Here is a 24,187-nt window from a genome sequence, read left to right on the forward strand (position 1 = left end):
CACCGAACTCTCGGATCAGTCCTTTTTGGTTTCAAACTTGATCGATTTGTCCATTCGTCGCGCCGCCTCCTCGTCCAGCCCGACGAACTGTTCACTGAGTTTCATGATGTTCTCGCCCATCGCGTCGGCGTTGGCGGCCGCCGCAGCCGAACCCATTTCTCCCACGTCGGCGTATTTCAGGTAGTTCTTGACGAAAGCCTTACCGATATCGTCGTCACCCCAGCAACCGCGTGTCATGTCCAGCCCTCCGATCAGCCACTTCGAGAGGTCGTCCAGCCGCCCTCCGACTGCGCGCAACTCCTTGGCGGCCGCGGAAACCTCATCCTCGTCGAGGAAGAACTGTTCAGCCATCGCGGGAGTCCTTCCGCGTGTCGTCGGAGAACCAGTTCCGCATGTTCTCCGGCGACAGGTTGTCCATTCCGTCGAGCATCGGCCCGAGAATCTTGTCCAGCACGTCGGCGGGATCGGCGGTGCCGTTGATCAGCCCGTCGAGATCGAGTCCGGGTACCGCTGGAGCGTGCGCGGTGAGTTTGGCCGTGCTCTCGGCCCGGCCCTTGCGCACCATGTCCACGATCACGCTGGCCAGCTGGGCGGGCGCCATGGAGCGGTATTTCGACCCGGTGAAGGTGATGCCGGTGAGCTCGCCACGGCCGTCGAAGGTCATCGACATCGACCTGTCCTCGGCGGTGACCGTGGTGGTCTCCTCCCGCCACACGCGGCTGGTCTCTTTCGCGGTTTCCCGCTGCCGCTCGAGCGCGGCGAGCGCCTCGTCCTTCATCCGCCGCATCTCGTTGAGATCCGAACTGTCCGGCCAGGTCATCGGCCTTCTCCTTTCTCGTCCAGCAGCTTCGACAGATCGCCGAGGTAGCGCTGCGTGTCGTCGCGCGGGTCGTCGTCGGCCGGGGCGGGCCCGGGCCTGCCCAGCACCCCGTCCGGCTCGGCGCCGCCTCGCCACAGGTCCCGGTGCTCGGCCAGCTCGGTCACCGACCGGTATCCGCCCTGGCTCTGCGGCGCCCCGGCTCCCGCGGCCATGGGCCCCATGCCGTAGCCGGGCTGACCGGCACCACCCGTGCCGGTCGACGACCGGACCTGTTTGCTCTCCAGCGGGACCCCGCCCGACGCGGCGCTACCCGGCCCGCCCGGCACCGACGCCAGCTCGGAAGGCAACTGGCGCACCGGAAGAGTCGTCGAACGGCTACCCGGCTCCGTCCCCGAGGTCGATCCCGACGCGGACGACGAGACCGTCTGCGGATTCGTGCCCTGCCTGTTCTTGGCCGACTCGCCGGCACCGGCCGACGCGTTCACCTCGCCCCCCGCGGTACGAATCCGCTTCGAGGACCGGGTGGATTCCCGGGGGGAGCCTTCCTTGCCCGGACCGGTCACCGAAAGACCGGTGACCGCTCCCGTCTCCGACGACACGTCGCCTGGCGAGCCCTCGTGACCAGAACCGAATTCCTCGGGCCGGCCCGGGCGCGGGTCCGTCGGGTAGCCGCCGGACTTGCCCAGCGGGAGATAGCCGGGTACTCCCGGATCGGGGAAGAGACCATACGGGTCGGAGGCGGAAACGCCGAAGGATTCCGGGGAGCCCGTGGAGGCCGGGGAACTCGTGCCGGGCCGGTACGCATCGCCGGTCGTGCTCCTGCCCACCACCGAGCCGAACGGCATGGCCGACCCGGCGGCCGGGAAGGTCTCGCCGGTCGGTGTGGTGACGTTCCGGACGACGATGCCGGTCGCACCGCCGCCGCCGGTGGCCGAGCCACGCCCGTAGCCGCCCAACAGGGTGTAGACCACGCCACCCGCTCCACCGCCGGAACCACCGTGAGCCGCGGGGTTCTCCTGCGACGTGATCGACCCGGCAGGTGGCGGATCGACACCCACCGACGAACCGCCACTCGCCGAACCGCCGCCCCCACCGGGCACGGCCGTCCCGCCCTCGCCGGACTGCCCGGCAAGGGCTCTGCCTGTGTCGAGGTAGACCTTCTCCAGGTCGTTGAGGATGCGCCACGCCTCCGGCCGGACGGCCTGCTCGCCCGCCGCATCGGGCTGTTCGGCGCGCGCCCGGAGCAGAACACGCATCCGTGCCTGACTGTCCAGCACCGCGTCACCCGCCCTGCGCAACAAGGCGCCATGGCCGGGGTCGCGCAGGACGTGCAGTTGCTCGGCCGTGATCGCTTCGACGCGGCGGCTCAGGTCGTCGAAGGCGTCGGCGGACAACCCCGCCCACCGCTCCAGCGCGGCGCGGTGGGCAGCGCGGAACCCGTCACGCACTCGCGAGAGTTGGTCGCGGGCACGGTCGAACGCGGCCGCCCATGCGTAGAGACCGTTGGCGTCGATACCGTTGACCAGCAAGGCGATCTGATCGACGGTCGGCCCGTCGGCCGGCGGCGCCTGCGACTCGGGTGCGGTCACTGTTCGGTCCCGCCCTTACCTATCACCGGCGTGGGCTTGTCCGCGGTGTCCTCCCATACGGTCGGATCGGCCTGCACCCAGATCTGTGACTCTCGGCCCTGGTTCTGCGCGCCACCGCCGCCTCCCATTCCGCCACCCATACCGCCCATCGGCATGCCCATCGGGGGTGCGCCCGAGGAAGACCCTGGGAAGGTGGACGTGACCTGTTGCCCGCCCTGCTGGCCGGTCATCGCGCCGAGCGACTGCTTGGCCGCCACATCGAACCGGGTGGCATCGCTGCCCCGGCCGTATCCGTTGCCACCGCCCTGGTTGCCACCGCCCTGGTTGCCGCTGCTTTGGTTGCCACTGCCCTGATTGCCGTTGTACTGCGAGTTGTGCTGACCCTTGCCGCGCAGGTAGTCGTCCAGATCGGACGTTCCGCTGCCGTTCGATCCGGTCGACTTGTAGTGGTCGCCACCACCACCCCCGCTGCTGCCGCCACCGCCGGAAGTACGGGGGTTGAGATCCTCCGGTCCGATGTGGCCGATCGACTTGCGCACGGCTTCCTTGGCGTCTTCGAACGCCTGCTGCCGGGCCGGGTCGTCGGTGTCCTTGCCGAGGTCGTCGATCGCCGACAAGGCCTCTTTTTCGACCGCGCCCAGCGTCTTCATCTGGTTGGTGGACAGCGGTTCGTGCTCGCCCAGCCCGGTTACGGCCTTCTTCGCTTCCTCGATTTCGTGGCGCACGGCCGGGTCGTCGATCGACTTGCCCACCTTGTCCAGCGCGGCCGACAGATCCTCCTTGGCCTGTGCCAGTTCCTCCGGAGTCTTCGCTTCGCGCAGATCGTCGAGCGCATCCCTGGCGTGCTCGACGGCTCCCTGCTGCTCCGGGTTCAGCTTGCGCTCGGCGGCGTCGTCCAACGCGTCCGTGGCCTCGTCGGCGGCCCGGTCCACGGTGCGTGGATCGGGCATGGAGTGACCGTCACCAGAGCCGCCCCGATCCTTACCGAGCGCCTCGTCGAACTGGTCCTTGATGGCGTCCTTGGCGTCGTCGATCGCCTTGTTCAGACCCGGATCATCGTTGCGGAGCTTGTCCAGCGCGTCCAGCGCGTCCTGCTTCGCCTTGGCCAGGTCCTTCGGGTCGTCGTCAGGCGACATCCCGCCGATGTCTTTCTTCGCCTGCTCGAGAGCTTTCTGCTGCTCCGGCGTCAGGTCGTTCTTGCCGAGCTCCTTCAGCACATCCTGCGCGCCGCCCTTGGCCTTTTCCAGCGCCTTCGGATCGACCTCGGCGTCGCCCGGCTTGTCCTTCTTGTCGTCGCCGAACCGTTTCTCGATCGCGTCCTTGGCGTCGTCGATGGCCTTGTCCTGCGCGGGATCACCGTTGCGCAGCTTGTCCAGCGCGTCCAGCGCCTCCTGTTTGGCCTTCTCCTGCGCTGCTTTCTCTTGCGCGGCCTTCTCCTGAGCCGCTTTCTCCTGAGCCGCTTTCTCCTGTGCGGCCTTCTCCTGTGCGGCGCCCGAACCGCTGCCGCCACCCTTGGAGTTCGGGCCGCCCGACTGGGTCTGCTTCTTGTCCTGGAAGTTCCCCGCACCGCCACCGCTCGGCCCAGTACCGCCGGTTTCGCCACCGGTCCCGCCGTTACCCTCGCCCAGCTTCCTCAGTACTTCATCCGCTTCCTGCTTGGCCTGTTCCTGCGCGGCCTTCTCTTGCGCGGCCTTCTCCTGCGCGGCCTGTTCCTGCGCCGCTCTCTCCTGGGCGGCCTTCTCCTGCGCAGCCTGTCCCGCGCCGGCCTTCTCCTGCGCGGCCTGTCCCTGCGCGGCCTTCTCCTGGGCCGCCTTCTCCTGGCCTGCCTTCTCCTGCGCGCCACCCGAGCCACTACTGCCACCCTGGGAGTTCGGACCGTCCGACTGGGTCTGCTTCTTGGCGTGGGAACTACCCGTACCGCCACCGCTCGACTCGGTACCGCCGGTTCCCCCACCGGTTCCGACGTCACCCTCGCGCAGCTTCCTCAGCGCTTCATCCGCTTCCTCCTGCGCGGCCTTCTCCTGCTCCGCATCAGTGTCGTTTCCACCGCCCCCCGCGTTGCCGCTACCGCCCTTGCTGTTGCTGCCACCCTTGTTGTTGCTGTCACTGCCCTTATTGCTGCTGCCGCCGCCCTTGCTGCTGCCACTGCCCTTGCTGCTGCCACTGCCCTTGTTGCTGCCACTACCCGAGCCCCCACCGCTACCGCCGCCTGAGCCAGCGGCACCGGTGACCGGTTCGAACGGAACCAACTCCTGCCCTCGGGTGCTGTACTTACCCGAAAGTTCACTAAGAAGCTTCAGCAGCCCTAAAATCATGGTCTTTTGAGCAGTACGCAGCTCCGCTGGCGAACGCGATTCATTGATGCTCCTCTTTCCTTCTTTGTACGTGTCCCACCAGCCTTCGGCGAAGACCTTGATGTCGTGCCCGACATCACCAACCTCGTACGAATAGGGCATACGCCCTCCGTTGAGAACCGAAAGCACACTCCGACTTTCCCGGAAGATCCTCCCGGCATAATTCTCGAAGGCAGTGCCGGATTCGCCTGCGAAACGCGCATCCTCGACAGCCCTTTTGATCTCCTTGTGAAAGCCCTCGTTGACGCTTTCGAGCACGTCGATCGCGGAGCCGAAAGCTTGCCCCAGCTCATGCCAACGATCCGCGACGGGATGGTTTCCTATGCCGGCCTCGCCACCGCCCGGCAGATTGATCAACTCGGCGACCGCGTCCCTCAGTTCGCCAAATCCATCGTAGTGGCCGCCCGACGCAGGCGGGCTCTCATTGAAGGAGCTCGGCTTACCGGCACCCTTGTCAGCCATCAGATTCCTCCAACCATTCGCACCGATCGATGGTGACTAACTTGCTGAATTCGAAGTCAAAGTGGGTGTTCGCCGCGCACAGGACTCAGGCTCGCGGATTCTCCGCCAGGTGACGACCTGCTTCCGCCGTACGACCAGATAGTCCGGCACATTGACGCTACCGCAGCGTCTTCTGACCTTTGGACAAATCGCTACTTTTGTCGTCTTTGTCGTCCTTCTCGTCGTCGCTGTCGTTCTTCTTATCGTCGCTGCCCTCCTTGTCGTCTTTGTCGTCCTTCTTATCGTCCTTGTCGTCGCCGTCCTCCTTCTTGTCGTCGCCGTCCTCCTTCTTGTCGTCCTTGTCGTCCTTCTTGTCGTCCTCGTCCTTGTCGTCCTTGTCGTCGCTGCCGCTGTCGCCACTGTCGGCGTCGACAGCTTTCGAGATCTTCCCCGGCATGTCGGAAATGATCTCCGTGATCTCCTTCTCGATCTCTTTGGCGTTCTCCAGATCCTGATCTTCGATCAGATCGGCAACCTCCAACAGATTCCTCGAAATCAGCTCGTAGATCTGCTTGAGGTTCTCCCCGTGCGTCACCACGCTGTCGGCCTGCCGCTGCACCACGTTCTCGAGCCACGTCGCCATCTTGAAATTGCCCGCATCCGTCTTCAGGCCCTTCAAATTCTGAAACGCGGACATGTCGTCGAGCAATGCGCCGATCTTCTTGGCCACATTTCTGAGAATGACAGGATCGGCCTCGGTCGCCTTCGCCACTCCACTCTTCCTTTCCGTTCCATTCGCTGCATTTTCCGGAGTGCGGATTCCAGCCGGGTCAGACCGGCGAGAAGCATCCCACTCGGGTTGTCTCGATGCCGGAATCAACTCTGTGTCTTCGTGGTCCCGGCCGAGGCGGAATGGCCGACGTCGCGGATGTGGCGTCGGTACAGGAGGTCGTGAGTGATTCAGATCGTCAGAACGACCCGAATCACTCACGACCCCGCGGCCGACGCCCCTGTCGCCACGACCTGCCACCGTCCGTAATCGAGAAACCTGCCTGACGCCGCATCGACCGTCGTCACCGACAAGGACCACAGGCCGAGAATTCGATCAACTCCACTCGGGTGGTATCGCGCCTGTAGCCGACCTGGACACACCCGGACCCTGCCTAACCTCGGCAGTTCCTGGGAAAGACCGATCAGGCGCCGAAACCCTTCGCGCCGTTGCGGTCGTTGTCCTGCATCCTTTCCGAGGCTTCCCGGACTTGCTGCTCTTTCAAGGCGAGGAACTCACGTGCGTCGTGCAGCTTTTGCTTCAGCTGGTCTACCTCCATGCGGTAGCCAGTGGCCGTCTCGCCTTCCCAGCCTTCCTGCATCAGCTTGTCCGCCTGCGAAATCAGGAGGTCGGCCTTGGAGCTGATCTCGTTGGTGGTGCGGCGCATTTCGCTCGCACAATCTTCGATGGCATCGTACTTGTAGTGGATCGAATCAAGGCTTGGCATGCCTTTTACACTCCTGTCCTCAGTTGATGTGGGTAAACGCCCTGGGCGGATGCGGCCCCTTCACGGCGTCGAAATTCGCGGCACGGCGATCTTCTACAGGGGGTAGCCTTCGGTTCGGCCGACGCTGGCGTTCTCCTCGTCCAACGCCACCTGGCCGGACGCGGCCTTCTGCATGAGATTGCTCATGTCGTTCAGGTCCTGGACGACACCGGTGCCGACCTTGTCCTTGAAGAAGTTCGCGGCCTCGGCGAGAGCGACGGTCATGTTGGATTTGCTCTCCCCCGAAAGCTGTTCCGCCCGCTGGCAGATCATCTGGACCTGATTCTTCACGGAATCGGCCAGGTCGGCATGGGCGTTTGCCGTGCTTTTGACTTCAGTTTCGTTAACACCCGTAGTCACGGGAACCTCCGTAGTCACAATCGATTTGTCGGGGGCGCCACCGGTTCACGAACTGACGCCGTGTGTAATCACAGTAGGACCGAATACCGAAGGCCCGGACTGTCTGCCGTGCATTCGGGTGAAGATGGGGAAGTCCCCTCGGCAACAGAATCGGCGCGTTCACGGCCCCGCCACGCCGCCGCTCAAGTGCAGCGCGTCCTGGGCGCGCAGCACCGGCCCGGCGGGCAACAGGTCGATCAGCTGCGGCGCGACGTGCACCACGTCGGTTTCGCTGTAGCCCAACGCTTTCAGCTCGCCGGGGCCGGCGAGCGGGAAGCGGGTGCCGGTCGCGGTCACCAGGTGCACCGGACCGGCGCTCCCCTGCGCCGTGGCCGCCCCGGCCACCAGCGCGCCCCCGCCGAGCGGAATGGTCACCTGGTCGACGGTCGTACCGCCGACGTGCTCGGTCACCGGGGCCGCGCCGGCGTTCACCACCGCTCGCGGCAGGAACTGGAAGGCGACCCGCCCTGCCTCCTCCGAGCCGCTGTCGTACCGGCCGCACAGGGCCGAGTCCGGCGGCGGGACGATGGCCTTCGGCGGTGACGGCGGCAACGTGCCCACCAGGTCCGGCCCCGACGACGACTCGGGCACCTCCGCCAGCGCACCGGGACCGGCCTCGATCAGGGTGGGCCACCCGGAGTACGCCTGGCGGGCCGCGGGCGCCGCGAGCAGCAGCGCCGCCGCCGTCCGGCTCAGCGGCGCCTTGCCGTCGGCGCGCACCAGGTACAGCTGGGTCGTCCCGGTCGCCGGATTGCGTATTTCGAAGACCTGGCCGACCCGGGTCGGTTTGCCGTCCACCTGCGGGCCGGGCTGCCCCGCGCCGGGAGTGTCCGGCACGGCGACGTCCGGCCCGGACGGGATCGGGTTGAGCCAGGCCAGTGTCACCGGCGTCGGCACGACGGCGCCGTAGCCGAGGGTCTCCAGGACGACAGGGTCGGTGACCCGGTGCCGCCGCCCCTGCCACAGCAGGTACGTCACGCCGTCGGGGGCGGCCACCAGCGCCGCCTGCTCCGGCCCGGCCGGCGGCGTGGGGTCGGCCCGCAGCAGCAAAGCCGCCTTCAGGCCGCTGCCTTCCACGGCAGGCAGCGCACACACCGTCCACGCGCCCTTGTGCGGTTCGACGGGCAGCTCGTCGGGAGCTCCCGGAATACCGATCGGCAGCCCTACCTCCGCGCCTCGCAACGAGTTCGCCGACACCGCGACCGGCGGCCCCGCGCTCCCGGCGACCAGCCGGGCCGAGGCGAGGTTGTGCACCGGGTGCAGTTTGCCGTCCAGGTAGACGTACTTGGCGCCGCTGTCCTCGTTCAGCACGACAGCGCCCTGCGCGCGCCACGACGTGTTCCCGCCGGGCTTGAGCAGGCCGATGATGCCGAAAATCGCCATCACGACCACGGAAAGCACGACCCCGAGCAAGGTGCCGAGCCGGAAGCGCTTGTTCGGCAGCTCCAGCGCGTTCGGCCTGCCGTGGGTGACCGCCGCCGACAACCGGCCCAGCACGAAGAAATAGGCATGGGCCTGGTCCCGCCGCGACTCCATCAGCCCGCCAGCCCGCGCACGATGACGAACACGTCCAGCACCTGCAACAGCAGCGGCACCACCGCGATCGCGACGAGCAGCTCCACGATCTCCACCGCGCGTCCCCAAGGCGGTACGAGCCTGCGCCCCGGTAGCCGCTGCCCGGCCAGCACCAGCAACGCGGCCACGGCCAGCAGCGGCAGGAACACCGCGAGCACCAGGCCCAGCGGATCCCGCTCACCGCCGATGTGCAGCACGTTCAGCAGCACGCACAACGCCGCAGGAGCGAGCAGCGACCAGCGCTGCGCCACCCCGTTCGGATGCCGTGCCCGCAGGTACAGCAGGAACGCCACCACCAGCGACAGCACCATCTGCCAGCCGGAACCGGACAGCGCCAGCATCGGCAGCAGCAGACTCAGCGCCAGCCCCAGACCCACGTGCAACGCGACGGAGTAGGCGGTGGTCGCGGCGCCTCGGTCGATCACCAGGGCACTCGGCACCGGCTCGATGTCCTCACCGAGCTGTTCCGGCGCACCCGGCAGCATCGGCAGGGTCAGCCCGGACAGCCGGAACGCGGTGGTCGCCACGAACATCCCGGCGAGGAGGATCACCGCCACCCCGATCGCCGCCGCCTGGTGCGGCGACAACCCCGACACCGAGCCGATCAGGCCCGGTATCGCGATGGCGATGGCCAGCGTCAACGCCCCGGCGAACACGGTCGCGGCGTCCGCGACCGCCACCAGCCCGGCGGTCAGCGCGAGGATCGCCGACCCCGCGGCGGCGGTCAGCGTCACCGGGAACGGGGCCGCCGGGGCCAGCGCGGCCACCAGCGACCATCCGGTCAGCGCGGCGTAACCGACACCGCAGCCGGCCAGGATCGTGGCGACCGGCGGGTTCTCCGCGCCGCGCGCGACCAGCGCGCCGCCGGCCAGCAGGCCGAGAGCGGTCGTGCCGGCGAGTGCGGCGGTCAGCACGGCCGAGCCGATCCCGGCGAGCAGCACCGGCCCGGCCAGCCAGGTCAGCACCGCGCCGATCCGCAGCATCCACCGGGTGTGCCCGGCCGCCCACGTGCCGGGGTGCGCCCGTACCTGCTCGCCGACGCCCTCCACCAGGTCGTCGTAAGCGATCGCGGGCAGCTGATCGGCTCGCGGGCGCAGGTAGACGGTCTCGCCGTCGAGCAGGTTCAGCTCGGCCAGCGTGCGATCCTCGTCCAGCGGCGGTTCGCCGAGACGCTGGGCGACATAGCCCTCGTGATCGGCGGCCTCCTCGACGCGCTCGGCCCCGAATCGGGGCAGGATCGCGGGCAGCAGATCGGCCAGTGGAACCTCGGTGGGCAGCGCGACTTCCGTCGTCTGGTCCCGGAGCACGAACCGTAGCCTTCCGGCACTGGTTGTGCGATGCTGCGTCTGCTGCTCTTCCATAACGGGTACGGGGTCCTTCCTGCCAGGGCTAGTGACCATGACCCGGCCCGCACGGTACTTCCGGAAACCGGCCTCGCCAGGCCTTCCGGCGTCCGAGGGCCGGAAAAGAGGAACTACCCCCACCAAGGAGTGGCAGCGTGAGCACAGTGCTGTTCGCCCGGCGGTCGCGGCGGCCCAAGCCGGCCGCGCCGACCGACGAGATCAAGATCCAGGAGCCGCCCCCCATCCCGGAACAGGCCGACGGCGGGATGAGTTCGGTGCTGATGTACGCGCCGATGGCGCTCGGCTCCCTCGGCATGATGATGATGATCCTGCGGCCGGGCGGAGGTGTGTTCGCGCTCGTCGGCGGGGCCATCATGGGCGCCTCGGTCGTCGCGATGCTCGTCGTCGGGCTGCTGCGCAACGCGGTGCAGCACAAGCGTCAGCTCAACGGGCACCGCCGGGACTACATCCGCTATCTCGCCCAGCTCCGCGGACGGGTGCGCTCGTCACTGGACGCGCAGCGGACGGCGGCACGCTGGGTGCATCCCGATCCCGGCGCGCTGTGGTCGGTCGCCCTCGGCTACCGGCTGTGGGAGCGGCGCCTCGCCCACGACGACTTCGGCGAGGTGCGGATCGGCCTCGGCAAACAGCAGTCCGCACTCACCCTGACCCCGCCGGACACCAAGCCCGTCGAGGACCTGGAGCCGCTGGCCGCGCACGCGCTGCGCCGGTTCCTGCGGGCCTACACCACCCTGCCGGACGCGCCGATCGCGGTGTACCTGCGCGGGTTCGCGCAAGTACAGCTGCGCGGCGACAACGAAGCGGTGCTCGGCCTCACCCGCGCCATGCTCGCCCAGCTGGCCACCGCGCACGCCCCCGGCGACGTGCGGATCGCGGTCTGCGCCGCCGATGAACGCCTGCCCCGCTGGGACTGGCTGAAATGGCTGCCGCACAACCAGGACCCCGACCACCACGACGCCGCGGGCCCACGCAGGCTGATCACCACCGAACTCGGCGAGCTGGAGGACCTGATCGGCGGGCCCGAGTTCGCCGGTCGCCCCAGTTTCGAGGCGAACACCCCGGTCACCACGTCCGAACCACTGATGGTGATCGTGCTGGACGGAGTGAACGTGCCCGACGAGCACCGGGCGGCCGACGAGGGCTACCGCAACGCGGTGGTCCTGGACGTCTCCGGCGCGCTCAGCTGGCAATCACGGCCGAGTGCCCTGTTCCTGGATACCGACGGTGAGCAGCTGTCCACGGTGAACTTCGACCGGCTCGGCAAGGCCGTGACCAGTCCGCTGTGCGTCCCGGACAGGATGAGCCAGACCGCCGCCGCCGCGCTGGCCAGGTGCATGGCCCGGCACCGGATCGGCGAAGCCGCCCAGGACGACGAGCCGCTGGCCGGCGACTACGACCTGGCCTCGCTGCTCGGAATCGGCGACATCCGGACCTTCGACCTGGCCAAGTACCGGCGGGAGCGAAAGACCGGCAGGCGGCGGTTGCGCGTGCCCATCGGTATCGCCGCCAACGGCACCGCGCTGGAACTGGACATCAAGGAAGCCGCCGAGGACGGCATGGGCCCGCACGGGCTGTGCATCGGCGCCACCGGGTCGGGCAAGAGCGAACTGCTGCGCACCCTGGTGCTCGCCCTGGCGACGACGCACTCGCCGGAGGAACTGAACTTCGTGCTGGTCGACTTCAAGGGCGGGGCGGCGTTCCTCGGCTTCGACCAGCTGCCGCACACCTCCGCGGTGATCACCAACCTGGTGGACGAGCTGGAACTGGTCGACCGGATGCAGGACGCGCTGACCGGCGAGCTCAACCGGCGACAGGAACATCTGCGGGCGGCGGGCAACTACTCGTCCCGGCGGGAGTACGAACAGGCCCGCGCGCAGGGTGCGCGGCTGGAGCCGATGCCCGCGCTGTTCATCGTGGTCGACGAGTTCAGCGAGATGCTCTCCAGCAAGCCCACGTTCATCGACGTGTTCGCCATGATCGGCCGCCTCGGCCGCAGCCTCGGCGTGCACCTGCTGCTGGCCTCGCAGCGGCTGGACGAGGGCCGGATCAGCAAGATCGAAACCCATCTCTCCTACAAGATCAGCCTGCGCACCTTTTCGGCGATGGAGTCGCGCAGCGTCATCGGCGTCCCGGACGCCTATGAGCTGCCGAACAGTCCCGGCAATGGCTATCTGCGGCCGGACACCCAAACCCTGTTGCGGTTCAAGGGCGCCTACGCCTCCGCGCCCTACCGGCCGCGGCGGCGGACCGGCAAGCTGGCCTCGGTCGAACAGCACATCGTGGACTTCGGCACCGACTACGTCGAGCCCCCGGCGACCCCCGAGCCGGAACCGGAAGCCGAGTCCGCCGAGGAGGCCGCCACGCAGACGATGATCGACGTGCTCATCGAACGGATGCGGGGCGTAGGGCCGCAGGCCCATCAGGTGTGGCTGCCACCGCTGCGGCAGGCCGCCACGCTGGACCAGCTGCTGCCGCCACTGGTGGACCACCCGGACCTCGGGCCGCGTCCGGTCGGCGACCTGCACACGGCGAACCTGGCCGTCCCGGTGGGACTGATCGATCTGCCCGCTCAGCAGCGCCGGGAACTGCTCGTCGCGGACCTGGCCGGGAACAGGGGCAACATCGCGATCGTCGGCGGCCCGCAGGCGGGGAAGAGCACCCTGCTGCGCACCATCGTCAGCTCGCTCGCGCTCACCCACACCGCGGCCGAGGTGCAGGTCTACTGCCTGGACTTCGGCGGCACACTCAGCGTGCTCGCCGGCCTGCCGCACGTCGGCAGCGTGGCCAACCGGCTGGACCGCGACCGGGTGACCAGGACCGTGCGGGAGATCATCAACCTGATGTCCCGGCGCGAGGCGCTGTTCGCCGAGCACAACATCGACTCGATGGCGTCTTACCGCAGGGCCAGGGCACAGGGCAGGTTCGCCGACAAGGACCCCTACGGCGACGTGTTCCTGGTCGTCGACGGCTGGTACACCATCCGGCAGGACTTCGACGACGTGGAGGACCAGTTCACCGAGCTGGCCGCGCGCGGCCTGAGCTTCGGCATCCACCTGGTGGTGGCCGCGAACCGGTGGTCGGAGATGCGGCCGTGGCTGCGTGACGTCCTCGGCACCCGGTTCGAGCTGCGGCTCGGCGATCCGGTGGACTCCGAGGTGACCAGCAAACTCGCCGCCACCGTGCCGGAGGTCCCCGGCCGGGGGATCACCATGGACGGGTTCCACTTCCTCACCGCGCTGCCCCGGATCGACGGCGCGTCCAGCACCGACGACCTGGCCGACGCGACGATCGAGCTCGCCGAGGCGCTGGCGACGCCAGCAGCTCCCAGCGCGCCGAAGGTGCGGCTGCTACCGGTCTCGGTGTCCGCCGCCGAGCTGCCGGGGCCGAAGGCGCCCGGCCCCGCCGCCGAGATGCGGGTGTGCCTCGGTATCGAGGACGGCAAGCTGGAACCGCTGTGGCACGACTTCGACGCCAGCCCGCATCTGCTGGTCTACGGCGACACCGAGTCCGGCAAGACCAACCTGCTGCGGCACATCGCACGGGCCGTGGCCGCGCACCACCACCCGAGCGAGGGCAGGGTGCTGTTCGGCGACTTCCGGCGCGAGCTGCGCGACGCGATCCCGGAGGAAAGCCAGATCAGCTACACGGTGGGCGCGGACGCCCTCACCGAGTTCCTCACCGGAGCCGCGATCACGTTGCGGGAACGGCTCCCGGGACCGGACATCAGTCCCGGCAGGCTGCCCCAGCGCGACTGGTGGACCGGCGGCAGGCTGTACGTCATCGTGGACGACTTCGAACTGGTCGAAGGCATGGGCAGCGGCCCGCTCGAGCCGCTGCTGCCGCTGCTGCCACAGGCCGCCGACATCGGGCTGCACGTGATCATCGCCCGCTCCACCTCGGGCGCGAGCCGGTCCATGATGAACCCGGCCGTCCGGCGCATGTGGGAACTCGGCACCCCCGGCCTGCTGCTGTCCTGCCCGAGGGACGAGGGCTCGTTCCTCGGCAACGTGCGCCCACGGACCCTGCCTGCCGGACGCGCGCAGTACATCAACCGCAGGCGCACCGTCCAGCTCGTGCAAACCCCCCGGGTCACGGACTGACCGAGCGGGGCCGAGGCAGCGCCGGCGTGCTGGCACCTCATGTGGCGGGGTGGCGGCTCACGCGCGTGCCGGTTGTCGACGATGAAGGAATCGGGACGTTGAGTGTCCCGATTCCTTCATCGTCGATGGGGGGTCGGTCTGCTTCTCGGGGGTGGGCCGAGCCGGAACCATTGGAATGGCAGTGTGCTTGATCGCGAGCCGCGATCAAGCACACTGCCATCATGACGCCCGGGAACCGCTCAAAGTATCCTGATCTGTTCGATTCTCACTCCGCCGGGGTGGCCGGGAAAGCTGAACAGAACCCATTTGTCCACCGGGTTTTCCGGCTGCCAGCGCCCGTCGCCGTACCACTGGACGCGATTGTTTCCGGTCCAGAACTTGTCCAGCCACATCGCTCCGCCGTTGCCCCACTTGTTGTAGACACTGTGCACTCCGGCGTTCGCGAAACACTGCTCGTAGCTCGAGTCGTTGATCGGATGCACCGTGATGTTCAGGAAGTCGTCCCTGCCTGCGCACGGAACGATGTCGGTCGCCTCCGCAACGCCGACCGGAATCACGATCGACATCGCGAGGGCGGCAACGGCGGACAGGACCAACTTTTTGACGTTCAGCGCCAACTGAATCCTCCTTGACCTGATTTTCCGGGCGTGATGAACCCGATTCGTATCACTGTCACATTATCGCGATGATCGATGTCCACACGCGATACAAGCGCCGAAGAACTGCTCGCCGGGCCGATAGGCCTGACCACCGGAGGCGATCAGACTATCGCCAGTGATTGGATCTTCACTCCGCCGGGATTATTGGGGAATTCATACTGGGTCCACTTTTCCACGGGTACGTTCGGCTGCCAGCGCCCGTCACCAAACCACTGCACCCTGTTGTTTCCCGTCCAGAACCTGACCATCCACGCCGACCTTCCCCAATAGTCCTTCATGTCGATCTCACCCCCGTTCGCGAAACAGTAGGCGCGATTGGGCCCTTCAGCCCAATGCACATAGACCATGAGGAAATCGTTCCGATTGTTGTCACATGCCACCTCGTTGGCCGCAGCCGCGGTACCGGCGGGAATTGTGCCAAAAATGGCGATTGTGGCCAGCGCGGTCAACGTCAACCTCTTGATATTTCGTTTCAACCAAACCTCCACGATAGGATTACGAATCGCCGAAGGCGGCCGATCTAGGCAGCCTGCGAGGTCGCTACCGGGTATCGCGACGCGATCCCCGTTGCGCGCGGCCGGACGTCACGCGCATCGACTCAGGTCAGCCGAGGCACCCGAGAGTCATGACGGACGACGCGGCTTCCGGCGCATCGGTCGGCTCGGAGTTCACGGTCATCTCTTGCAGGCCGAGGATGTTCATGGTCACTTCCTTTGTTCGGTGTGGGTTTGTTGTTTCTCGCGGTGACAACGCGACCGTCCCCGGGCGCGGACCACCGTGAGCTCATAGTGGGCCGGCGACCGTCAAGGACGGTCCTGGCGCGGATCCCGCGATCGGGCGGGTCACCAGCCCAGGCGCCAGGAGGTCGGCCAGCCGATTGACCCCCGAGGACAACGACGCGTGTACGAGGAGCAGTCCGGCCGAACCAGCGGTCAGGTCGCAACTGAAGCGGAGCAGCCCCTCGGCGGGAACCGCGATGCCCTCCGTCGTCCGGACGGCACGCGCGTGCATCTCCGCCACCGCGGCGGCCCGGACGTCGAGATCGGCCTCGGCGTCGGCTGCGGCGAGAGTGAGGGCCACCGCGCCCCAGTCGAGTGCCAGCAGTCCGGCCCACCCCAGCAGGGCGTGGGGTGTCACTGCTGACGATCCAGGTTCGGGGAAAGGGAGGGACCCGGCCAACCGGGCGAGGGTGTCACCGTGGGCGGAACCGCCCGAGCGCAGGTGGAAACCGAGATAGCCGACGATCGCGCCGAACCGGCCTGCGTCGAAGGTGTCACTGGTGAACACCCAGCGCTCGTGCGCGACGTAGTCCGCCAGGTCCCGTCCGCGAGGATGATCGAGCAGATCCAGCACCGTCGCGGTGCCCAGCGTACCGGCGAAACCGGGGGTGGCCGGCTCACGCACCGCCCACGCTCGCCGAGCGAGCCAGTCGACCCACGGTGCGGGAGGGGTGACCCCCGAGCACCGCCACGCCCACAGCACTCCCGCGGCACCGTCGAAGACATTCCTTCCCCGGTAGCCGGACGTGGACAGCGCCGAACCGGGAAACAGCAGATCATCGCGGTCGGGTGTCGCGCGCGCCGCGATGAAGGACCGCAGCGACTCGTCATCGACGACGCGGTGTTCGGCGGGCTCGACGCCCAGGAAATCCACCGCCTGGGCGAAGTCGGGGCCGCCGACCGGGTACCGGGCCTCGGCCAGGGCGTATCCGCGGGCCACGGCGGTGGGGTCGAGGGGGGCCAGCGACGGCAGGTCGTTGAACAGCCACAGCCGCAGGACGGCGATGGCGTGCGCGTCGACGTCGACGTCGTCCTTGTCCGGCGCGAAGAAACCGGGCGCGCCGATGGCGTGGGGTCGTGGCCGGTCGATCGGGTAGGACGCTTCGAAGTCGATGAGGCGCACCGCGTCATCGGCGGTGAGCATGATGTTTCGCGGATGGATGTCGCCGATGACGACACCCGCTTCGTGCACCTTCTTCACGGCGGCGGCGACCTTGTCGAGCACGGCGCCGACCCACTCCGCATAGCTTTGCCTGCCGAGTCGCTCACGCCGATCGGCCGCGGCGGCGGCCAATGTCTCCCCCTCGATGAATTCTTCGACGAGGAACCAGTGGTTCCACAGGCGTTCGATTCCGTGGACGTCGACCACCTCGGGCACCGCCCGGCATCGGCTCAACATCTGGAACTCGTGGTGCAGGAGCTCGACCGCGTCGGAACCGGAACCGAACGGAGCGGTGAAAGGCCTGGCCTCTTTGAGCAGCACACGACGTCCCGATGCGTCGGTGCCGCGATAAACGCCTCCCCCGTTGGAGATGTGCAGGGCTTCGGTGGCCCGCACGCCGGAGCGGACCACCACCTGACCGGTCACCTCCTGCTGCCGGGCCAGGACGGCCTGAGGGGGACTGACGAAGTCCGGGACCGTGAACGCGACCCCGCGGGGGTCGGGCACCAGCCGACCGCGGTCGTCGCGGATGGCGGGGACCGGCGTTTCGGTGCCGGGCATGGTGAGCTCCCGACACGCGCCGTACCGGGTGAAGACCGGGCTGTCGTCCGACCAGCTCAGATCGTTGAGCACGTACGGACCCGGAAAGCCCCTGAGTTCTCTGGCGAGCGCGTCGAGCAGGTACACCGACTCGTCGTCGTCTCGCGGGTAGACGGTCAGGAACTTCCCGGACGAGACTCGAGGCGCGTATTTGCCGTTCATCGCGTCGAGCAGCGTCTTGCTGCGCAGGTACTTGAAATCGACTTTCCGTTCGGCGCACAGCACCGCGACGACGGCCAGCGTCGCCCGCGCCAGCGCCGGGGTGGTCGAGACGTGAATCTTCCAGCCCTGTTCGGGAAGTTCCTCCCCGAACGCCACCACGGTCCAGATGTTCCGGTGCGTCACCTGCGCATCGGCTGCCTGCACCGGGGGAAGAAAGCGCTCTTGCTCGTCATCGACGAGAAAAATCCGTTCGTGGAATCGTGGGCTCGCTATCATCGCGAGGCTCCAGTCCGTCCCTGCCATGGCGCTCCCACGTTTCTCCGGCGGACACGAAGTTTCACTACGCTTCAGCTGGTGAAAACACTAATGGCAGACACGGCGGGCGGGTAACAATTTGCCCCTTCCATGTACGGGAGCTGCCCCTTATTACATTACGAACTCTTTATATGTGCACGGCTGTCGCGTTCGCCGGGTCAGAATTCGAATGTCCGAAATGGAACTGAAATGACCAGCAGGCGAGGTTCCCCATGTCGCATCTGTGACGCTGAGCGTCTCCAATGCGACATGGGGAACAATCGTGCGACGAGGCCGACACCTCGGGGATTACGGCTCGGTGGTGGGTTTCGGGCGGATCGTGCGGGCCGGGCGCCAGCGGCGGCGGTGGGCCGAGCCGACCAGCCTGGCCAGCCACACCAGCACGAACGAACCCCCGATCGCCGCGAGCACACCGGCCACCGCCAGCACGGTGTGCAGTTCCTCCGTGGCGGCCGGAGGCGGTGGCCGCAAGTCCGGGGGCCGGATCAGCGCACCGCTCTTTCCGGGCAACACCTCGGTCACCGCAGCCACCGGGTCGACCGTGCCCCAGCCGAGAGCCGGGTCGGGCACCGCGGCGGCGGGCGGGATCGCGGTGGCCCGCAACCGATCCCGCACTCCGGCTGCGTCGAGGTCACGGTGATAGGCCCGCACGAGCGCCGCCGTACCCGCCACGAACGGCGCCGCGTAGCTGGTCCCGCTGCCCTGCCAGTGCCCGGGACCGCCCGGGCCGATGCTGATCACGTCCTTGCCCGGCGCGGCCAGGCCGACGTACCTGGCGACGGCCGAGGTCTCCACGTGCGCCCCGGCCGAGTCGACCGCACCCACCGCGAGCACCGACGGGAACGCCGCCGGGTAGGTCGCCTTGACGCCCTGCTCCTTCTCGTTGGCGACCGAGGCGACGACCACGACGTTCCGCTGCTCGGCATAGAGCACGGCGGCGGCCAGCTCCGGGCTCTGGTCCGTGGTCCCGGCGGACACGTTGATCACACCGGCCCCGCCGTCCACCGCCCGGCGGATACCGTCCGCGAGCCGCTTCGGCGTCAGCGAACCGGCCTTGTCGTTGTCCATCGTGGTGGCCACCCGGATCGGCAGGATCGTGACCGCGGGCGCCACCCCGGCGAAACCGCTGCCCGCCACGGGGGCGGCGCCGACGATCCCGGCGACGAACGTGCCGTGGCCGAGGCAGTCGTCGTTGGCGGCGCCGTTCGCGGTCACGTCCGCTCCGGCCGATACCCGGCCGCCGAACTGTGCGTTGGCCGCGTCCACCCCCGTGTCCACGACGGCGACTGTGACGCCCTCGCCCTTGCTGAGCGGCCACACCTGCTGTGGCTGCAACATGTGCTGCGGCCACGGTGTGCGCACCGCGGTCTCCTGTGGCGGAGGCAGGCACTCCTGCGGGCGTTCCGGCAACGGCTGCGGCTCGCCCTGGGCGTGCGCGAGTACCGGCGTGACGGCCAGCAACACGGCCAGCGTCGCGGCGTACCCGGACAGGCGGCGCACCGCGGTCATGACGCCGTCTCCATGGGCATCCGGTCTCGCTGCGCGATGTCGGCCCGCACCTGAAGCAGCGATGTGGTCAGCCTGGCCACCGCACCTCCATCGTCCATCAGGCGGATCGCCGCCTCCTGCCGCTTCGCCAGTACCCGGTCCAACCGCTCCAGAACAGCCAGGTCCCTGGCGTCCAGCTCCGTCGAGCCCGGCGACTCCCCCGGAGCGAGCTCCCGCAGCAACACGGCGTCCCTCGGCGCGGCCGGGCTACCCGGTTCGTGATCCGGCTGGCCCTCGGCCGTACGCACCGCGAGCGCCTTGAACCTCGCCCCGGCCATGAAGATCGTCTCGTTCAACGCACCGCCGGGCAGCAACTCGGTGGTCCGGCGGGCCGTGCTCGGCCAGATCAGCACGTCGAAAGCCGCGTCGGGCAAGGTGACGTCCAGTTCCGTACTGGCGCTGAGAAATCCGGGCTCGGTCAGCACCGTGCCCGGTGCGCCGTGCCGCTCGACCGCGTCCGCCGAGAGGCCTTGGCGCAGGACCGGACGGCGGTGGGTGGGCAGCCTGCGGACCCCGGAGACCAGGCACGGCAGGTGCCCGTCCAGTGGCGGGTCCTGGCCCGTGTGCACGGCGTCGTTGAGCGCGGGACCCGCACCGTCGCCGGTACCGAAGTAGAGGTACACGGCCACGTAGTCGGTCTTGACGCCGTGGTCGTTCTCCTGCCGCAGGGACGGCCAGGACGCCATCGCCGCGTTCACCGCGGCCAGCGCCTCGGCGAACCGCTCCCCGGCGGCCTCGGCGAGCCGGGCCTGCTCCGCCGTGGTGCTGGCCCGGTCCGGCAGGTCCAGCGCGACCGCTGGGACCGGGGCGGATGGCTCGGGCCGCTCCGCCGGTTCGACGGCCCGCGGCTCCGCCGGGTGGGCGACCACCTCCTCCGCCCATGCCTCGGTCGCCGTCTCCGCGGGCTCCGGCACGGTCGGCGCCACGGCGCTGCCGAAACTGCTCACCGATCCGGCAGGCACACCTGACACAGTGGCCACCGGAATCGGTGAGGGGGTCACGATCCGGTGTCCGGTCGCCGCGGGCCGGACGGCCGGTGCGGCCGCGGGCTCGGGGTCCGGGCCGGGTGCCGTCTCCTCGGCTGTGTCGTCGGCGAGCACGGCTGCACACAACTCGGGGGTGGAGAGCGCGCCGTGCTCGATGGCCGCCACGGCGCCCTCGTCGAGAGTGCCGGCCAGACTCACGCTCAGCGCGGCGCGCTGGTCGCCGTTCAGGCCTGCCAGCAACCGATCCGCGGCGCGGAGCAGGGCGAAGCCGACCCTCTCACCCGGCACGCCGATGGTCAGGGTCCACACCGCCGGGTCGAACGGCGCGGGCGGGGTGAACTCGGGTGATCCGGCCGGCCGGATCACCACACCCGAGGGCACCACGTCGGCCACGTGCGCTGTCTGCCCGTCCTCGTCGGAAGGACACCACGATCGCGGCCCGTGCCGGATCCAGCCGGGCGGTGGCTCCGTCACGGCGAGCACCTCCTGGTCCCCCGTACCCGCGGGTTGCCTGAGCACGGTGGGAAGCGGCCGGAACCGTCGTGCGCCCGCCACATCCGGCACGACCGTGTGCAGCATCCCGGTCGCCGAGGCGCGCTGCGTGCCGGTACTGAACACGACCTCCTCGCCCAGCACCATGGCCAGCTCCGCCTGCCAGACGTGGGCCGCGACGTCCGGATGGCCGGGGACCAGCTGGAACCGGCCGAGCCGTAGCTCGCCGAGCACACTCGCCACCTGCTCCGGTGCCGGGACCGGCCCGGCGTCACCGACGACGACCTTCGGCAGCCGGTGGTCGACCGGCACCACGAACGTTCCCTCGACGTGCTCCGTCGGCGCCCAGCTGTGCCGGACGGCGACCCCGGCGGGAACCGGCAGCGCGACGGCACCCCTCGTGGCCACCGGCTCAGCGGGCAGCGCCCGTTCCCACGCCGGGGCCGGGTACCGGGTGCCCGCCCATCGGCCGGGCAGCCCAGGCCGGAAGCGGTACCACCCGGTGCCGCCGGTGCCGTACCCCGCGTACATCGCGGCCCCCGGCACGGCGACCGGTACGCCGTCCGGGGCGAGGATGTCCACGCCGAGATCGTGGCTGGCCGACCACACGCCGTCCGGCGTCCTGGCCAGCCCGGCCGCGCCGAGCCAGATCGCGCCGACCTCCACTGCCCTGTCCCGGCTCGCCAGCATGGCCCGGAGCAGCGAGCCGAGTTGCACACCCACCGAAGGCTCGCCCGCGACCCGTCGCGTGGCCAGCACGAACAGCTGGCCTGGTACGGCGGGCGCCCAGGTGAGAAACGCCTCCGTCCAGGCGGGCTCCTCCCGGTGCCGCACCAGCACGTGCGGCCCCCGCCACTCCCCGACCAGACTCATGCCGGTTGCCCGGTCTCGGCGTCCAGGTCGGCGGCGGTCAGCTTGGTGAGCTCGGCCGGTTCCACCGACGTGGCGCCTGCCAGGCGGGACGCCTGGTGGTCGGCCATCCGTTCGAACACGCGGCGGGCGGTGCGGCCGTTGCCGAACGTGCCGTCCTTGGGAATCTTGTCGAAATAGCGGGACAGCGCGTCGGCGGCTCCCTCGTCCAGCCGGTAGTCGTGTTTCTGGCACAGCGAGCGGACGATGGTCACCAGCTCGTCCGGCGTGTAGTTGACGAACTCGATGGTGCGGCTGAACCGGGACTCCATCCCGGGGTTGGCCGCGAGGAACTGCTCCATCTCGGCCGAGTAGCCCGCCACCACCACGACCACGTCGTCGCGGTGGTCCTCCATCAGTTTCACCAGCGTGTCGATGGCCTCGCGGCCGAAGTCGGGCCCGGTACCGCCGCCCCCGCTGCTGAGTGTGTAGGCCTCGTCGATGAACAGCACACCGCCCAGCGCGCTGGTGAACGCCTCGGTGGTCTTGATCGCCGTGCCACCGATGATCTGGGCGACGAGGTCCGCTCTGGCCACCTCGACCAGATGCCCGGACCGCAGCACGCCGAGCTGGGCCAGGATGCGTCCGTACAGCCGGGCCACGGTCGTCTTGCCGGTGCCGGGTGCCCCGGCGAACACCAGGTGCCGCGACATCGGCGGGGCGGAAAGGCCCGCGTCGATCCGCCGCTGGGCCATCTTGTTCAGGTTGACCAGGGAGGTGACCTCGGCCTTGACGCCGGCCAGCCCGACCAGGTCGTGCAGTTCGGCGAGCGGGTCCTTGCCCGAGTTCGGGCGCGTCGCGGGCCGCGAATCGGTCCCGCCGGTCCCTTGAGACCCGGTGGGTGCCGCGTGCCTGGGCGCGTCAGCGGTCACCGCGACGCCGTACGCGTCGGACCCGACGTTGCCGCTACTGGTCAGCCGGTTGACTTCGATCGCGGCACCGGCCACGGTCTGCCGGAGGCCGCTGCCGTGGTTGTCCCGCACCACACAGTCCACAACGGACACCGTGTCGTCGGTTTCCACCCTGATCCCGTCGGCGGATCCGCCGCTGAACTCCGATTCGGTCACCTTGCCGGACGCGCCGGGCTCGAACCTCAGCCCCGTACCACCGCTGCCGTGCACCCGGCTTTTGGTCAGCGAAAGGTCACCGCCCGCCCGGACGAGCACACCGTCCCCGCCCGTCCCGGTGATGTCGGCGTCGGTGAGCGCCAACGTCGCCTCGGCGACGACCACGGCCGACGTCCCGGCCCCCTTCACGCTCAGCCCGCTCACCGCGGGACGGGCACCACCGGCCACCACCAGGCCCGCCGCCGCCGCGCCATCGATCTCCACCCGGTCCAGCCGTCCTCGTGCCTCCCCGGTGACGGCGATCGCCGTGTCCCGGCTGTCCCGCACGTAGAGCCGCTGGAAGAACGGGTCCGCTCCTTCGTCGACGTACACGCCGACGGTGCACTCCCGCACGTCGACGCCGTCGAACTCGGGCACGCTCCGCTCGGTCACCCCGATACCCGCTCCGTCCACATCGGATATCTCGACGCCGCTGACCACACCGCCGGACCGGTCGGCGAAATGCAGTCCCCTGCCCCCGGCACCCCGGATCCGGCAGCCGCGTAGCTGTGGTGCGCAGGACTCGGCCACGTAGACGCCTTCCGCCGAGCTACCCTCCACCCGGCAGTCCTCCAGCAGGATCGACCCGGTACTGGCCAGGAACCAGCCGAGGGCACCGGTGTCCGCCACCGTCACCCTGGTCGCGGTCAGACTGGCCTGCTGCTCCACCGCGACCGCCGGTTTGCCCGAGTCCCGTACCGTGCTGTCCTCGACGATGAGGGTGCTCTGGCCGTTGAGGAAGATCCCGTTGCCTTCCGCCGAGTCCACCGTGCAGGAGCGCATCAGGAGGCCGCCGTCCCCGGCGACGACCACGCCGGAGGTGCCGAGGCCGGACAACGTGCAGCCATCCAGCACACCGCCCTTGCCCGCCGCGACGACCACCCCGGCGCCCGCTGGATTGCGCACCGAGCACTCGCGCATCAGCACGGTCCCGCCGTCGCACGCGTACACCGCCGCCCAGCTCACCGCCCGCACCTCGCATTCGGTGACGCTGAGCTGCCCGCCGGGAACGAAGATCGCAGGCGTCTCCTCGTCGGAGGACACGATCGTCAACCCGGACAGGGCCGCGGAGTCCGTGGCGAGCACGACGGCGGAGCCGGAACTCGCCGCGAGCCGGACGGTCCCCGGCCCGCTTTCCGCGGTGATCGTCACCGGTTTGGTCAGCACCACCTGCTCGCTGTAGTGGCCCGGCTCGACGAGGATCAAGGCGCCGTTCGGGGCGTAGGCGACGGCCTCGCCGATACTGCGGTAACCCTGGCCCGCCGGGGAAACCGTGATGGTGTGTCTCATGC

Annotated in this window: 16 protein-coding genes; 1 reads left to right on the forward strand and 15 read right to left on the reverse strand. The window is 69.0% G+C overall.

Annotated elements, in window-relative coordinates; translation table 11 throughout:
* Positions 1–15: 15 nt before the first annotated feature.
* The 9 genes from ACLJRM_RS16290 to eccD all read right to left on the reverse strand — a co-directional run bounded on the left by ACLJRM_RS16290 (position 16) and on the right by eccD (position 10,020).
* Positions 16–351, reverse strand: a complete 336-nt coding sequence (locus ACLJRM_RS16290; protein WP_410663434.1) for a hypothetical protein — start codon at positions 349–351, stop codon at positions 16–18.
* Positions 344–820 (reverse strand): YbaB/EbfC family DNA-binding protein, encoded by a 477-nt coding sequence (locus ACLJRM_RS16295; RefSeq protein ID WP_174720434.1) that lies wholly within the window; start codon positions 818–820, stop codon positions 344–346. The genes ACLJRM_RS16290 and ACLJRM_RS16295 overlap by 8 nt, the downstream gene beginning before the upstream one ends.
* On the reverse strand, positions 817–2,409 hold the full coding sequence (locus tag ACLJRM_RS16300) for a WXG100 family type VII secretion target (RefSeq protein ID WP_410663435.1): 1,593 nt from the start codon (positions 2,407–2,409) through the stop codon (positions 817–819). Before ACLJRM_RS16300 ends, ACLJRM_RS16295 begins: the two co-directional genes overlap by 4 nt.
* Positions 2,406–5,225, reverse strand: coding sequence for a hypothetical protein (locus ACLJRM_RS16305; protein ID WP_410663436.1), 2,820 nt, complete (start codon positions 5,223–5,225; stop codon positions 2,406–2,408). The genes ACLJRM_RS16300 and ACLJRM_RS16305 overlap by 4 nt, the downstream gene beginning before the upstream one ends.
* 157 nt (positions 5,226–5,382) lie before the next feature.
* Positions 5,383–5,976, reverse strand: a complete 594-nt coding sequence (locus ACLJRM_RS16310) for a hypothetical protein (RefSeq protein WP_410663437.1) — start codon at positions 5,974–5,976, stop codon at positions 5,383–5,385.
* A gap of 421 nt (positions 5,977–6,397) precedes the next feature.
* Positions 6,398–6,700, reverse strand: a complete 303-nt coding sequence (locus ACLJRM_RS16315; RefSeq protein WP_101609239.1) for a WXG100 family type VII secretion target — start codon at positions 6,698–6,700, stop codon at positions 6,398–6,400.
* Between the two features lie 93 nt (positions 6,701–6,793).
* Positions 6,794–7,030, reverse strand: coding sequence for a hypothetical protein (locus ACLJRM_RS16320; RefSeq protein ID WP_102906614.1), 237 nt, complete (start codon positions 7,028–7,030; stop codon positions 6,794–6,796).
* Between the two features lie 228 nt (positions 7,031–7,258).
* The gene (eccB, locus tag ACLJRM_RS16325) at positions 7,259–8,674 is read right to left on the reverse strand and encodes a type VII secretion protein EccB (RefSeq protein ID WP_410663438.1); all 1,416 of its coding nucleotides are present in this window, start codon (positions 8,672–8,674) and stop codon (positions 7,259–7,261) included.
* Complete coding sequence (gene eccD / locus ACLJRM_RS16330) at positions 8,674–10,020, reverse strand: type VII secretion integral membrane protein EccD (protein WP_410663439.1); 1,347 nt, start codon at positions 10,018–10,020, stop codon at positions 8,674–8,676. Before eccD ends, eccB begins: the two co-directional genes overlap by 1 nt.
* 191 nt (positions 10,021–10,211) lie before the next feature.
* On the opposite strand from eccD, the gene eccCa reads away from it, so the two are divergent.
* Positions 10,212–14,177, forward strand: coding sequence for a type VII secretion protein EccCa (gene eccCa / locus ACLJRM_RS16335; protein WP_410663440.1), 3,966 nt, complete (start codon positions 10,212–10,214; stop codon positions 14,175–14,177).
* 239 nt (positions 14,178–14,416) lie between these two features.
* Here the strand turns inward: eccCa and ACLJRM_RS16340 are convergent, their stop codons facing one another.
* From ACLJRM_RS16340 to ACLJRM_RS16365, 6 genes are all read right to left on the reverse strand, one after another.
* Positions 14,417–14,794 carry a hypothetical protein gene (locus tag ACLJRM_RS16340; protein WP_199193049.1) on the reverse strand — a complete coding sequence of 126 codons (378 nt, stop codon included), beginning with the start codon at positions 14,792–14,794 and terminating at the stop codon, positions 14,417–14,419.
* 143 nt (positions 14,795–14,937) lie between these two features.
* The gene (locus tag ACLJRM_RS16345; protein ID WP_146044362.1) at positions 14,938–15,285 is read right to left on the reverse strand and encodes a hypothetical protein; all 348 of its coding nucleotides are present in this window, start codon (positions 15,283–15,285) and stop codon (positions 14,938–14,940) included.
* A 334-nt stretch (positions 15,286–15,619) separates the two neighbouring features.
* Positions 15,620–17,743: a protein kinase domain-containing protein gene (locus tag ACLJRM_RS16350; protein WP_410663441.1), complete on the reverse strand. Its 2,124-nt coding sequence runs from the start codon at positions 17,741–17,743 to the stop codon at positions 15,620–15,622.
* 399 nt (positions 17,744–18,142) lie between these two features.
* Positions 18,143–19,363: a type VII secretion-associated serine protease mycosin gene (gene mycP, locus ACLJRM_RS16355; protein ID WP_410663442.1), complete on the reverse strand. Its 1,221-nt coding sequence runs from the start codon at positions 19,361–19,363 to the stop codon at positions 18,143–18,145.
* On the reverse strand, positions 19,360–21,753 hold the full coding sequence (locus ACLJRM_RS16360) for a hypothetical protein (protein WP_410663443.1): 2,394 nt from the start codon (positions 21,751–21,753) through the stop codon (positions 19,360–19,362). Before ACLJRM_RS16360 ends, mycP begins: the two co-directional genes overlap by 4 nt.
* Positions 21,750–24,185 carry a right-handed parallel beta-helix repeat-containing protein gene (locus tag ACLJRM_RS16365; protein WP_410663444.1) on the reverse strand — a complete coding sequence of 812 codons (2,436 nt, stop codon included), beginning with the start codon at positions 24,183–24,185 and terminating at the stop codon, positions 21,750–21,752. Before ACLJRM_RS16365 ends, ACLJRM_RS16360 begins: the two co-directional genes overlap by 4 nt.
* Between the last annotated feature and the right edge of the window lie 2 nt (positions 24,186–24,187).

Source organism: Amycolatopsis sp. lyj-84, from assembly GCF_046549075.1.
Taxonomy (GTDB): Bacteria; Actinomycetota; Actinomycetes; order Mycobacteriales; family Pseudonocardiaceae; genus Amycolatopsis.

Coding starts and splice junctions, on each gene's coding strand:
- ACLJRM_RS16290 (WP_410663434.1), bottom strand. CDS start 351: ATGGCTGAACAGTTCTTCCTCGACGAGGATGAGGTTTCCGCGGCCGCC.
- ACLJRM_RS16295 (WP_174720434.1), bottom strand. CDS start 820: ATGACCTGGCCGGACAGTTCGGATCTCAACGAGATGCGGCGGATGAAG.
- ACLJRM_RS16305 (WP_410663436.1), bottom strand. CDS start 5,225: ATGGCTGACAAGGGTGCCGGTAAGCCGAGCTCCTTCAATGAGAGCCCG.
- ACLJRM_RS16315 (WP_101609239.1), bottom strand. CDS start 6,700: ATGCCAAGCCTTGATTCGATCCACTACAAGTACGATGCCATCGAAGAT.
- eccB (WP_410663438.1), bottom strand. CDS start 8,674: ATGGAGTCGCGGCGGGACCAGGCCCATGCCTATTTCTTCGTGCTGGGC.
- mycP (WP_410663442.1), bottom strand. CDS start 19,363: ATGACCGCGGTGCGCCGCCTGTCCGGGTACGCCGCGACGCTGGCCGTG.
- ACLJRM_RS16360 (WP_410663443.1), bottom strand. CDS start 21,753: ATGAGTCTGGTCGGGGAGTGGCGGGGGCCGCACGTGCTGGTGCGGCAC.
- ACLJRM_RS16365 (WP_410663444.1), bottom strand. CDS start 24,185: ATGAGACACACCATCACGGTTTCCCCGGCGGGCCAGGGTTACCGCAGT.